Source organism: Chelatococcus albus (assembly GCF_030067675.1).
Taxonomy (GTDB): domain Bacteria; phylum Pseudomonadota; class Alphaproteobacteria; order Rhizobiales; family Beijerinckiaceae; genus Chelatococcus_A; species Chelatococcus_A albus.
The window spans coordinates 19,795-32,040 of the sequence record NZ_JASJEV010000017.1 but is presented as its reverse complement, the minus strand read 5'-3'; the positions used below and the strand labels follow the sequence as shown (position 1 = coordinate 32,040).

The window sequence follows — 12,246 nt, the reverse complement described above, 5'->3', positions numbered from 1 at the left end:
GAGACAACGCGAGACCGAGGCCGAGAGACATGGACAGGAAATTCATCGCTTCCCAGACGGCGCGCATGATGCTGGAGGTCTCGGCCATCCAGTTCAACGCCGAAAAGCCCTTCATCTTCACCTCGGGCTGGGCGAGCCCCGTCTATGTCGACTGCCGCAAGCTCATCTCCTTCCCGCGCCTGCGCCGGCGGCTCATGGACTTCGCCGCCGAGCAGATCCTCGCCGAGATCGGCACCGAATCGATCGACGCCGTGGCGGGCGGCGAGACGGCCGGCATTCCCTTCGCGGCTTGGCTCGCGGACCGGCTGATGCTGCCCATGCTCTACGTGCGCAAGAAGGCCAAGGGCTTCGGCCGCAACGCGCAGATCGAGGGCGACATCCGGGAGGGCGCGCGGGTGCTGCTCGTCGAGGACCTGACGACGGACGGGCGCTCCAAGCTCGCCTTCGCCGAGGCGCTGCGGCGCGCCGGCGCCGAGGTGGCGCACACCTTCGTCGTGTTCCACTACGGCATCTTCAAGGAGAGCACGGCCACGCTCGCCGAGCACGGCATCAAGATGCACGCGCTCGCCACCTGGTGGGACGTGCTCGAGGAGGCGCGCTCGCGCAGCTACTTCGCGGCGAGCACGCTCGACGAGGTCGAGAGGTTTCTCCATGCCCCGGCCGAGTGGTCGGCCAGGCACGGTGGCAAGGCCGACTTCTGAGACCGGCCGCGGCCGGGCGGGAACGTCGGCCCCATCCCAGGGCGGCGCGGCCGCCATTCTTCGCGAGGGAGCGATGACGACGAGCGAATTGCTGGACTGGTTCCGTCAGCAGAACGAGGGCATCCGAACCTATTCCTCCCTGCGCGAGATGTGCGCCAAGGATGCGCGCTCGGGCGCGCCGGATGCCGCGCTGCGGCAGCTCCTCGTCACGGCTCTCGACAGCCTCATCGACCGCTACTACGGCGAGCCCTTCCCGGCGGAGGTCGCCCACGCCGCCCGCGAGACGACGATGAAGCTCCTCGAACAGGCCGCGGCCTATGCCGCAGCCTCGGAGGGCGAGAAGGTGAAGATCCTCGACGCGCTCGCATTCCGCACCATCGCCGAGTGAGGCGCTCGCGGCGCAGCTTTCGGATATGTCCTCGTTCCCGGGCCGCCCCGTCACCGGCCGAGGCTCGCGCCGAAACACCACCATCGTCCCGAGCGACCACGGCCTGATGCGACCCAAGGGGCCACCGCGGCGGCAGTTCCAGAACCGATGCGGGTGATCGCAAGGCGCGGCGGCCCGCTGCGCTCATGCTCCACCGTAATCGGTTCTAGGCCCCGGACAGCCGCTGAAGCGGCTTCCGGGGTGCCAGCATGAGGTTCAGGCGAGAAGCGTCCCCCCGTCATCTCGGCACGGCCTGTCCTCCTCGACCCGGCCGCGCCTCGGGGGCGGCAGAGAAAGAGGTGCCAGCAAAGCCCGCGGCCGCGCATGCCATCATCGGACCGAACGGCATCAGAAATTTAAATTATTCTCATTTCATTATGTTGAACGAATACAACACTTTCGCATTGCAACGAACATTGGACAGAAAAAGACCGGCGGCAGCTTGCTTCGGCGGCTGACTCAACCTAGCACCCGCGCGGGTTGTGATCGAAATCCCTCGTCAGCGACATGTGCCAGCCACCGCCGGGCTTCACCAATATCCCATGCATCAGCGCCACAGCGGTCGCGGCGAAGGCCGCTGGCACGAGAGGCGAAAGCGGATAGCCGTTCCGCAGGGGCGGCTCCCCGGCGCATGCCTGCATGCGCGGACCGGATCCCGACACCATCATGGCCGCGTCAGCCCGCGCGCCGCCAACTCCCCTTCCAACCTCGATCCGTCGACGAACGAGCGCCTCGCGGGAAGCGTCCGCGATTGTGCGGATTGCGCGACCGCCGCCTCGCAGAAGGCGGCCTCCATCCCTCCAGTATCCACGCGTGGGCGGGCCTTGCACCCAGCCGACAGGAGCCAATGATGAGTGACGATCACCAGTCCCGATCCTGCATGACATGCGGGAGGGCCCGCGCCTTGACGGCCGGCTTTCTCGCGACGACGGCGCTCGGCGCCGCGCTCGCCCTGGCAGCGATGCAGCCGGCTGCGGCCGAGGACAGCGTCTCGCGCACGGCCGCGGGCGCCATCGAACTGCCGGCGATCGACGTGACGGGGCTGACCATTGGTGGCGGCTTCCTCGGCCCCCTGCCCCCCGGCTTCTCGGCCGCGCTCAAGACGCCGACGCCGCTCATCGAGACCCCGCAGGCCATCCAGGCGATCCCGCGGGAGGTGATCGAGGAACGGAATCCGCAGCGGTTGAAGGACGTCGCCACGCTCGCGAGCGGCGTCTTCACCCTGCAGGGCGAGGGCGCGCGCGATGATTTCACCATCCGCGGCTTCCCGGCGCTCACGGACGTGTTCAAGGACGGCGTGCGCGACGACGCCTTCCAGCAGTACCGGGACCTCGCCAATATCGAGCGCATCGAGGTGCTCAAGGGACCCTCGGCCGCGCTCTACGGGCGCGGCTCGGCGGGCGGCCTCCTCAACCTCATCACGCGCAAGCCGCCGAGCGATCCCGCGCGCTCGCTCACGCTGTCGGGCGGCAGCTTCGGCTACAAGCGCCTGGAAGGGGACTTCGGCGGGCGCATCGGCGACACGCCGTTCTTCTATCGCCTCGACGGCGCCATCGAGGATGCCGACAGCTTCCGCGACTTCGTCGACTCGCAGCGCCACTTCATCGCCCCGTCCCTTGCCTACCGGCCCTCGGCCGATCTCGAGGTGCTCGGCCAGATCGAGTACCTGCACGACGAACGTACGCCCGACCGGGGCATCCCCTCCTTCCAGGGGCGGCCCGTCCGTGTGCCGCGCAGCACCTTCCTCGGTGAGCCGTTCGACTACCAGCGCGCCGATGTCGTCAACGGCACCGTGGCCGTGACCTATTCGCCGACGACGGACTGGACGCTGCGCAACGTCTTCCGGGTGAGCGATGCCGACATCGAGCAGCTCGGCACGCGCAACGGCACACTCGCGGCGAATGGTCGGGCGCTCAGCCGCAGCTACAATTTCTTCTCCGTACCCCAGCGCAACTACTTCGACCAATTGGAGTCGACCCACCGCTTCGGCTTCCTCGGTGCCGAGCACGTGGTGCTGGCCGGCCTCGAATATGGCCGCCAGGAGCGCGATTTCCTGAGCAAGAACGCGGCCGCGCCGTCGATCGACATCTTCAACCCTGTCCACACGGCGCCGCGCCCGACCTTCACGACGGCCGCCATCGACGCGGCGTTCACGAGCATGCCGTCGGTGCCTATCTGCAGGACCAGATCAAGTTCTCGGAGGAGTGGCACCTCCTCGCCAGCGCCCGTGTCGACCGCTTCGATCAGCACCAGCTCAGCCGCCTCAACGGTCAGGTGCTGCAGCGGACGGACGACACGTTCAGTCCCCGCCTCGGGCTCGTCTACCGACCGCTGCCGCAGCTCTCCTTCTACGGCACGGCGAGCCGCAGCTATCAGCCGACGGGTAGCAGCTTCTTCTTCTCGCAGAACCTCGCCGACCTCAGGCCCGAGCGCACCGACCTCATCGAGGTGGGCGCCAAGACGGACTGGTTCGACGGCCGCCTGCAGGGCAGCCTCGCCCTCTACCGCGTCGACAAGGCCAACGTCGCAACGAACGATCCCGCCCGCCCCAATGTCCGCCTCGCGGTCGGCGAGCAGCGGCATCAGGGCGTCGAGGTGGATCTCGTCGCCAAGCCGCTGGACGGCTGGGATGTGCGGGCCGCCTACACCTACATCGACGCTGAGATCACGAAGTCGAACAACTTCCCTGTCGGCGCGCGCCCAGCCAACGTGCCGCGCCACGCGGCGCAGGTCTGGACAAACTACGAGATCGGTGCCGGGTTCGGCATCGGCGGCGGCCTGACCTATGTCGGCGCGCGCTACGCCACGGCGGACGATACGGTGCGGCTGCCCGGCTATGTGAGGACGGACGCGCGGCTCTATTACAAGCACCCGCGGTTCGAGGCGAACCTCTCCGTCAACAACCTGTTCAACGCCAGATATTTCGAAGCAGCCTCGACCAACTCGCAGATCAGCCCCGGAGCGCCCCGGTCGATCGTCCTGAGCCTGCGCGTGCCGCTCTGACCAGCGGCCCGTTGCAGGCGGGGCCGGCATGGTTGCACCGCGGACGGGCCGTCGGTGGAAGGGAAGCTCGCAATGAAGGAGCCCGCTGTCTCGGCAGCGGACTCCAGTCTCGGGTCATGCGTCCCGTGGTCAAGCGGTGGCATGCGGGCTGTGTCGATAGTCCCAGACCGCCCAGCCCGATGCGGCAACGGTCAGCACGCCCAGAACCACATGGGTCCACAGCGCGCCCATGTTGCTCGCGAAGCCGAGCGCCCAAGGCGACACGATCATCCAGGCCCCGAGCACCACGTTCAGCCACTCCTCCCATTCGGCGAAGGCCGAGAGCGCTGCGATCGTGACCACGGCGAATACCACGGCGACAATCCAGGCGTTCCACGCCGGCATGGTCTCGCCCGAGAAGCCGACGATCCAGGGGGAGAAGAACAGACACGCGGCAAGGACCAGGTTGACCCAGTCCTGGGGTCTTCTGCCTTCCATCAGCGTCGTTGCCATGACCAACCTCCACACGTGAAGATCAACCAGAGCAGACAGATCGCGTGCAGAGCACGCGCTCTTTTTCGATCTAGGCTCGGGCACCGCCCCGTTCAAGGCCGCTCGCGGCCAGGTGCGCGAACAACACTTCGCGAACCGACGACCGGCGGTTGGCGGGAAGGCGGCCCTGATCATGGGAGGCGGCGCACCGGGGTATCGCCGAGCGACCGGACGATGGCGACCCGGCCGGTTCAGGCCATTTCGAGGGAGAAGGCCCAGTCGACCGCCTCCGTCACCACGCCGAGATCGTCGACCACCGGCGCCGTGAAGTGCAGATCGGCGGCGCCGATCAGCACGGGCACCGAAGGTCGCGGGAGGTGCCGCCGCATCTCGCGCCTGAGGGCGATGGAGCCTGCCGCCGTCATGCTCACATGCAACAGCCGCAGGCTGCCGTACTGAAAGCCAGCGCCGCGCCAGGCGGTGATCGTGCTCGCGTCGGCCACTCCCATCCCCCGTCGAATTCCTGTTCCCGCCCATCACGGCGCACCGTCCCTCTCGCAGACCGCCCGCGCGAACAGGCCGTAGCTGTCGGCATTGTAGAGCGTCTGCGTCGGCGACAGGCGGGTGAAAGCCGGCTCATAGCCGGAGGCATGATCGTCCGTGCCGAGCACCAGATGCGAGGACTCGTTCACGATGGTGGAAGCACGGTTGTTGTCATCCGGATCGCCGAAATGCGCCTGGTCGTAGAGATTGATTCCATCGGGCGGCGTGAAGCGGCGGATGGCGCTGACCAGCGGGTTGACGACGCCGATGCCGGTGAGGCCGCTCATCGGCCGCGAGCACATCGAGGGCGGCAGGATGCGCCAGTCGGGCCAATTGAGGCTGGCGCCCTGCACATGGGCGATGGTGCCCCGCGTCTCGCGCGTGTCCTGACGGATGTTGAACTGCGGCGTGCTGACGAAGAAGCTCTGCGCGCAGCGCCATGACAGCCGGCTCTGCACAGGCGGTAGCTCGGTAGTCCCGGATGGCGCGAAGGTCGTGTCCCTGATGGTGGTGTAGCTGACGGATGGGACCGTCGCTTACCGGCGTTGGCCGGGCTGGTCAGGCTGCGACGCCCGGGAGACAGTTGGTCGACTTGCTGTTGCGGCAGGGACTGCTCGACCGGGTCCCGCGACGATCGTTCGAGACCGGCCCCCTCCTGCTGGAGCCGGAGGACACGTCGGGGGACGTCCTGCTCATCGAAACGGGGCGCGTGCGCGTGTATAAGGCGTAGCTGGCGCGCCCGCCGGCCCCGCGGACGGGGGGGCCCCGACGTCCTGGAGTGCAGCCATTCTCTGGGCACCCCGCCGGACTGGCCGGATTGGGCGGCCGCCTTCCGCGGTTGATCAGGCTCATGACATCGGACCGACCCGGTCCGATGTCGCGGCGGTCTAGCCCCCGCTGATTGCCGTCAGGATGAAGACGTCTGCGCCCGGCGCCAGGCGCGTGTCGAGGCTGGCGCGCTCGCCGTCGACAAAGACATTGATGTGGCGCCGGATGGCCGGAGTCGAATCGCAGATCCGGTCGCGCATTCCGGGCCAGCGGGCCTCGAGCGCGTCGACCAGTTCGCCGACCGTCGCGACGGAGAGTTCCACTCTCCGCTCGGCTGTCGGGAAGAGGTTCAGGAGGAGAACCGGAAGCCGGACCAGGACCGGCCGCGGCATCGGCGCCAGAGCCTCTTTCGGCATGACGGCCTCCCTCTGCGGTCGCGCGACGTCAACTACGCCGCCACGACGAGCGTTTCCACGGATAGCACTGCCGGCAGGTGCTGGGCGAGGCAGGTCCAGCTTTCGCCCTCGTCGGCGCTGGCGTAGAGCGAGCCGGAGGTCGTACCGAAATAGACACCGGCCGGCTCGAGGGGATCGGTGGCCATTGCCTGGCGCAGCACGCCGATGAAGGCGTTCTCCTGGGGCAGGCCCTTGCGCTCACCACGCCAGGTTCTGCCGCCGTCCGTCGTGCGCCAGACCGCGGCCTTGCCGTCCGGCACAAAGCGTCCGGCGGTGTCGCCGTTGAGCGGCACGAGATAGAGCGTCTCCGGATCCCGGGGATGGACCGCCGCGGGAAAGCCGAAGCTCGACGGCAGGCCCGCCTCGATGCTCTCCCACTTCCGGCCGCCGTCATCGCTGCGATACATGCCGCAGTGGTTCTGCTGATAGAGGCGATCGGGCATGCCCGGCGCCATCACGAGGCAGTGCACGCACTGGCCGAACTCGGGATAATTCTGCCCCTCCGGCAGAAAGTCAGCCCGCGTCCCCCGGTTCCGGGCCTCCCAGGTCGCGCCGCCGTCCGCCGTGTAAAAGACGCCGGCAGCGGAGATCGCGGCCCAGATCTGCTTCTCGTCCTCCGGGTGGAGGACGAGCGAATGCAGGATCAGCCCGCCGCCGCCCGGCTGCCAGTCGGGCCGCGACGGATGATCGCGCAACCCGGCGACATGCCGCCAGGTCCGTCCGCCGTCATCACTCCGGAACAACCCCGCGGGCTCGACGCCCGCATAGAGCCGCCCCCGGGCTTGGGCGAGGCTCCAGACCGATTTGATGGGTTGCTCTCCGGCCGCGTAGGCGAGGCCGTCGCTCGAATGCGTCCAGGTCATTCCCAGATCGGTGGATTTCCACACCGCCGGGCCGAACCATTCATTGCCGCCGCCACCGTAGATGGTGCCTGTCGCCGGGTCGGCGATCACGTGGTTCATCGGCCACGTCTCGCAATAGGGGCCGCGCAGGTGCCACGACCGCCCGTCGGAACGTTGCCCGGCGTCACTCTCCAGGATGAACGCGCCCTTCTTCGTCCCGAGAAGGACCAATACCTTCGTCGTCATTGTCGCCTCCGACAGTTCGCCGAATGGAATGCGCCTCTACCGCCGGCTCGCGCCACCCAGATGCGGTCAGGCAGGCACGATGACCATCCACGACACACCGAAGCGGTCGGCAACCATGCCAAAGCGCGGAGAGAAGAAAGTCTTGCCGAGCGGCATCTGCACCTGCCCGCCGTCGGCCAGCGCAGCGAACACGCGATCCGCCTCAGCCTCGTTCGGCACCGAGATCGACAAGGAGAACCCCTGGAAGCTCGGCTGCCCCGTGCATCGCCCGTCGGACGCCATCACGGTCGTCTCGCCGATGCGCAGGCTCGCATGCATGATCTTGTCCTCGGACCCCGGCGGAAGCATCCCGGGCGGGGGCGCCTCGGGGGCCTCCTTGTTGCGCATGAGCATCGTCACCTCGGCACCGAGGGCGTTCCGGTAGAATTCCACCGCCTCGGCACAGCGACCGTCGAAGAACAGGTAGGGTTGGACAACCACGGCATGTCCTCCCTCGAATGGCATTCGTTACGGTCAACGGCTCTGAGCCCAACTCGGGCTTGACGAGAAAAGTTGATATCAACATTATTCCGCCATGTCAAAGATGGTCGGCGTTCCCTTTGAAACTACCCAGTTCGTGCGCGATTCCTGCCTCTGCCTCCATGTGCAGCGGGCGGCGCGTGCGCTGGCACGCCGTTTCGACGAAGCCCTGCGGCCGCTCGATCTGACCAACGGGCAGTTTTCGCTGATGATGTCGCTCAATCGTCCCGAGCCGGCCGGCATGGGCGCCGTCGCCTCGCTGCTCGCCATGGACCGCACGACCCTGACGGCCGCCTTGAAGCCGCTGCAGCGCCGCGGCCTCGTGGAGCTGATGGTCAATGCCGAGGACCGACGCAGCCGCCTGATGAGACTCACCCCTGAAGGCCGCGCCCTGCTTGCGAGCGCCGTTCCGATCTGGAAACGGACACACGCGGAGCTTGATCGTCGTCTGCCGGAAGGAGAGGCCGATCGCCTGCGCGGAAGCCTCCAGGCGCTGCTGTAAGCAGCCTCTTCCTCACCCGCACCACGGAAGGGCGAGACGCGGGCCGCCAGATCGCATCGGGAACGGCGGATCCGCCCGGGGCGGGCGTCGCCGGCCGGAAGGCCCGGCTCGGCACACGCAATTGCCAATAAGTTGCAATTGCGATCCCGGCGTGCGAGTTGTTGCAATGCGTTCGCAATTGCAAGGGACAGGCAGGACATGTTCGACCGTTTCAGGCGTCTGGTTCTCGCGGGCATCGCCGGCGTGGCGGCACTTGGCCTCGCGGCCGGCCAGTCGATGGCCCAAGACAACGCCCAGGGGCGATTTGAAGGGAAGTTCAAGGCGGTGACCACCTTCACGGTGATCGCCGACATGGCGCGGAACGTGGCCGGCGAGGCTGCGATCGTGGAATCGATCACCAAGCCGGGCGCGGAGATCCACAACTACCAGCCGACGCCTGGCGACATCCTCAAGGCCAAGGGGGGACAGCTCATCCTCTGGAACGGGCTGAACCTCGAGTTGTGGTTCGAGAAATTCTTCCAGAACCTGAAGGGCGTTCCGGGCGTCGTCGTGTCGAGCGGCATCGAGCCCCTGAGCATCACGGAAGGACCGTACAACGGAAAGCCTAACCCGCACGCCTGGATGTCGCCCAGTGCAGCACTGATTTACGTCGACAACATCCGCGACGCCTTTGTCAAGTACGATCCGAAGAATGCGGAGATTTACAGGGCGAATGCCGAGACATACAAGAAGAAGATTACGGACACGATCGCTCCGATCCGTGCCAAGCTCGACGTCATTCCTGCGGACAGGCGCTGGCTGGTGTCGAGCGAGGGGGCGTTCAGCTACCTCGCCCGCGACTTCGGCCTGAAGGAGCTCTATCTCTGGCCGATCAACGCCGATCAGCAGGGCACGCCGCAACAGGTCCGCAAGGTCATCGACAAGGTGCGCGCCAACCGCATTCCCGTCGTCTTCAGCGAGAGCACGGTCTCGGCCGATCCGGCCAAGCAGGTGGCGCGCGAAACCGGCGCGAAATATGGCGGCGTGCTCTATGTCGACTCGTTGAGCGAGGCGACCGGCCCGGTGCCGACCTATATCGACCTCCTGCGCGTGACATCCGACACGATTGCCAGGGGCCTCACCGAATGAACGCGCCGTTGCGTACCCTTTCCATCCCGCCGTCCCCAGATGGGGAAGGCGCGCTTTCCGTGATGGGCGTCACGGTGACATATCGCAACGGCCACACGGCGCTGCGCGACGCCGAATTCCAGATCCCGACCGGCACGATCACGGCGCTCGTCGGGGTCAATGGCAGCGGCAAGTCGACCCTCTTCAAGGCGATCATGGGCTTCGTGCGGCTCGCCAAGGGGTCGATCTCCATCCTCGGCCGCCCCGCCGCCGCGGCGCTGAAGGGGAACATCGTCGCCTATGTGCCGCAGAGCGAGGACGTGGACTGGAGCTTTCCGGTCCTCGTCGAGGATGTCGTGATGATGGGCCGTTACGGCCATATGAACCTGCTGCGGGTGCCGAAGGCTGTCGACCGCGAGGCAGTGGAGGCAGCGCTTCACCGCGTCGGCATGGGCGACTTCCGCAAGCGCCAGATCGGCGAACTCTCCGGCGGCCAGAAGAAGCGCGTCTTCCTCGCGCGTGCGCTGGCCCAGGACGGGCGCGTCATCCTGCTCGACGAGCCCTTCACCGGCGTCGACGTCAAGACCGAGGAGGCCATCATCACCCTGCTGCGGTCGCTGCGCGACGAGGGCCGGGTGATGCTGGTTTCGACGCACAATCTCGGCAGCGTGCCGGAGTTCTGCGATCGCACGGTGCTGCTCAACCGCACAGTGCTCGCCCACGGCCCGACGGCAGAGATCTTCACCCAGGACAATCTTGAAAGGACCTTCGGCGGCGTGTTGCGCCACTTCGTCCTCAATGAGGGCGAGGGTGGCGGCCGGCGTGCCGTCGACGTCATCAGCGACGACGAGCGGCCTCTGGTGCTCTATGGCGACGGGCACGCCGCGAGCCGGCTGCCCGGGCACGACGGAGGGCGGACCTGATGGCCAGCCTGCTCGAACCCTTCGCCTACGGCTACATGCTCAATGCCATGTGGGTGAGCGCACTCGTCGGTGCGGTCTGCGCCTTCCTCTCCGCCTATCTGATGCTGAAGGGCTGGTCGCTGATCGGGGACGCGCTGTCGCACGCGATCGTTCCCGGGGTGGCCGGGGCCTACATGCTCGGCCTTCCGTTCTCCATCGGCGCCTTCTTTTCCGGCGGCCTCGCGGCCGCGACAATGCTCTTCCTCAATCAACGCACACGGCTGAAGGAGGACGCCATCATCGGCCTGATCTTCACGTCGTTCTTCGGCCTCGGCCTGTTCATGGTCTCGCTGTCGCCGACCTCGGTGAACGTCCAGACCATCATCCTCGGGAACATCCTCGCCATCACGCCGCAGGACACGCTCCAGCTCGCCGTCATCGGCGTCGTGTCCCTCACCGTCCTCCTTGTCAAATGGAAGGACCTGATGGTGACCTTCTTCGACGAGAACCATGCCCGCTCCGTCGGCCTCAACCCCTCGCTCCTGAAGGCTGTGTTCTTCACGCTGCTCAGCGCCTGCACCGTTGCGGCCCTCCAGACCGTCGGCGCCTTCCTCGTGATCGCCATGGTGGTCACGCCCGGGGCCACCGCCTACCTCCTGACCGACCGCTTTCCGCGGCTCATCGGCATCAGCGTAGCGATCGGCGCGCTCACCAGCTTCGTCGGTGCCTATGCCAGCTACTTCCTGGATGGCGCGACCGGCGGCATCATCGTCGTTCTGCAAACCTTCATCTTCCTCGCCGCCTTCGTCCTTGCGCCCAGGCACGGCGTGCTGGCGGCGCGCCGCCGCGCCGCTGAAGCTCTGGAGGCTGCGCGATGACCGCATTGCTCGACACGGCCCTGCTTCCGCTCCAGTTCGATTTCATGCGGAGCGCCCTCCTCATCTCGGTCCTGGTGGCCGTCCCGACGGCGCTTCTGTCCTGTTTCCTCGTGCTCAAGGGCTGGTCGCTGATGGGCGATGCCATCTCCCATGCGGTTCTGCCCGGCGTCGTGGTCGCCTATATCGTCGGCCTGCCGCTCGCCATCGGCGCCTTCGCGGCCGGCATGACGTGTGCCCTCGCCACGGGATTTCTCAAGGACAACAGCCGCGTCAAGCAGGATACGGTGATGGGCGTCGTCTTCTCCGGCATGTTCGGCCTGGGGCTCGTGCTCTACACCAAAATCCAGTCCGACGTGCATCTCGACCACATCCTGTTCGGCGACATGCTCGGCGTCGGTTGGAGCGACATCCTTGAGACGGGCATCATCGCCGCGGTCGCCGCAGGCATTGTCGCCGTCAGGTGGCGCGACCTCCTCCTCTACGCCTTCGATCCGGCGCAAGCGAAGGCCGTAGGCCTCTCGGTCCGGCTACTGCACTATGGCCTGCTCGCCCTCCTCTCCCTCACGATCGTTGCCGCGCTGAAGGCGGTCGGCATCATCCTTGCCATCGCAATGCTGATCGCGCCTGGCGCCATCGCCTATCTGCTGGCGCGCAGCTTCGGCGTCATGCTCATCCTCTCCGCCCTGATCGCGACCCTTTCCTCCTTCTTCGGCGTCTACCTCAGCTTCTTCATCGACAGCGCCCCGGCGCCCACCATCGTGCTGCTGATGACGATCATCTTCATCTGTACATTCCTGGTGTCGACGCGCCGGGCAGCGCGCGTTCAGATGCAAGAGCTCGAGGGGTGAAGGCGCCTTCCTCCTCCATCACCGCGCCCTCGCG

General features: G+C 66.9%; 14 protein-coding genes and 1 pseudogene. 9 read left to right on the top strand and 6 right to left on the bottom strand.

Going from position 1 to position 12,246, the window contains the following annotated elements:
* Positions 1 to 29 precede the first annotated feature (29 nt).
* From QNA08_RS17940 to QNA08_RS17925, 4 genes and pseudogenes are all read left to right on the top strand, one after another.
* A complete protein-coding gene (locus QNA08_RS17940; RefSeq protein WP_283742095.1) occupies positions 30 to 701 on the top strand; it encodes an orotate phosphoribosyltransferase in 672 nt (223 codons plus the stop codon).
* A gap of 73 nt (positions 702 to 774) precedes the next feature.
* Positions 775 to 1,089 carry a hypothetical protein gene (locus QNA08_RS17935; protein WP_283742094.1) on the top strand — a complete coding sequence of 105 codons (315 nt, stop codon included), beginning with the start codon at positions 775 to 777 and terminating at the stop codon, positions 1,087 to 1,089.
* Positions 1,090 to 1,759: 670 nt separating this feature from the next.
* A pseudogene (locus tag QNA08_RS19085) lies at positions 1,760 to 2,473 on the top strand (TonB-dependent receptor plug domain-containing protein); the annotation flags it as partial.
* A 476-nt stretch (positions 2,474 to 2,949) separates the two neighbouring features.
* Complete coding sequence (locus QNA08_RS17925; RefSeq protein WP_422679950.1) at positions 2,950 to 4,131, top strand: TonB-dependent receptor; 1,182 nt, start codon at positions 2,950 to 2,952, stop codon at positions 4,129 to 4,131.
* A gap of 129 nt (positions 4,132 to 4,260) precedes the next feature.
* Here the strand turns inward: QNA08_RS17925 and QNA08_RS17920 are convergent, their stop codons facing one another.
* The 6 genes from QNA08_RS17920 to QNA08_RS17895 all read right to left on the bottom strand — a co-directional run bounded on the left by QNA08_RS17920 (position 4,261) and on the right by QNA08_RS17895 (position 7,936).
* The gene (locus tag QNA08_RS17920) at positions 4,261 to 4,623 is read right to left on the bottom strand and encodes an SPW repeat protein (protein ID WP_283742092.1); all 363 of its coding nucleotides are present in this window, start codon (positions 4,621 to 4,623) and stop codon (positions 4,261 to 4,263) included.
* Between the two features lie 230 nt (positions 4,624 to 4,853).
* On the bottom strand, positions 4,854 to 5,105 hold the full coding sequence (locus tag QNA08_RS17915) for a hypothetical protein (protein WP_283742091.1): 252 nt from the start codon (positions 5,103 to 5,105) through the stop codon (positions 4,854 to 4,856).
* 33 nt (positions 5,106 to 5,138) lie between these two features.
* Complete coding sequence (locus tag QNA08_RS17910; protein ID WP_283742090.1) at positions 5,139 to 5,603, bottom strand: M35 family metallo-endopeptidase; 465 nt, start codon at positions 5,601 to 5,603, stop codon at positions 5,139 to 5,141.
* A 429-nt stretch (positions 5,604 to 6,032) separates the two neighbouring features.
* A complete protein-coding gene (locus tag QNA08_RS17905) occupies positions 6,033 to 6,236 on the bottom strand; it encodes a MoaD/ThiS family protein (protein WP_340322333.1) in 204 nt (67 codons plus the stop codon).
* A 125-nt stretch (positions 6,237 to 6,361) separates the two neighbouring features.
* On the bottom strand, positions 6,362 to 7,456 hold the full coding sequence (locus QNA08_RS17900) for a WD40/YVTN/BNR-like repeat-containing protein (protein ID WP_283742088.1): 1,095 nt from the start codon (positions 7,454 to 7,456) through the stop codon (positions 6,362 to 6,364).
* A 66-nt stretch (positions 7,457 to 7,522) separates the two neighbouring features.
* The gene (locus tag QNA08_RS17895) at positions 7,523 to 7,936 is read right to left on the bottom strand and encodes a VOC family protein (RefSeq protein WP_283742087.1); all 414 of its coding nucleotides are present in this window, start codon (positions 7,934 to 7,936) and stop codon (positions 7,523 to 7,525) included.
* 94 nt (positions 7,937 to 8,030) lie between these two features.
* Between QNA08_RS17895 and QNA08_RS17890 the strand changes: the two genes are divergently transcribed.
* The 5 genes from QNA08_RS17890 (at position 8,031) to QNA08_RS17870 (ending at position 12,212) form a co-directional block, all read left to right on the top strand.
* Positions 8,031 to 8,477 carry a MarR family winged helix-turn-helix transcriptional regulator gene (locus QNA08_RS17890; protein ID WP_283742086.1) on the top strand — a complete coding sequence of 149 codons (447 nt, stop codon included), beginning with the start codon at positions 8,031 to 8,033 and terminating at the stop codon, positions 8,475 to 8,477.
* Positions 8,478 to 8,675: 198 nt separating this feature from the next.
* A complete protein-coding gene (locus tag QNA08_RS17885; protein ID WP_283742085.1) occupies positions 8,676 to 9,605 on the top strand; it encodes a metal ABC transporter substrate-binding protein in 930 nt (309 codons plus the stop codon).
* Entirely contained in the window at positions 9,602 to 10,507 is a 906-nt protein-coding gene (locus QNA08_RS17880; RefSeq protein WP_422679949.1) for a manganese/iron ABC transporter ATP-binding protein, read from the top strand. Before QNA08_RS17885 ends, QNA08_RS17880 begins: the two co-directional genes overlap by 4 nt.
* Entirely contained in the window at positions 10,504 to 11,364 is an 861-nt protein-coding gene (locus tag QNA08_RS17875; protein ID WP_283742122.1) for a metal ABC transporter permease, read from the top strand. Before QNA08_RS17880 ends, QNA08_RS17875 begins: the two co-directional genes overlap by 4 nt.
* Complete coding sequence (locus tag QNA08_RS17870; protein ID WP_283742084.1) at positions 11,361 to 12,212, top strand: metal ABC transporter permease; 852 nt, start codon at positions 11,361 to 11,363, stop codon at positions 12,210 to 12,212. Before QNA08_RS17875 ends, QNA08_RS17870 begins: the two co-directional genes overlap by 4 nt.
* The last annotated feature ends 34 nt before the right edge of the window (positions 12,213 to 12,246 follow it).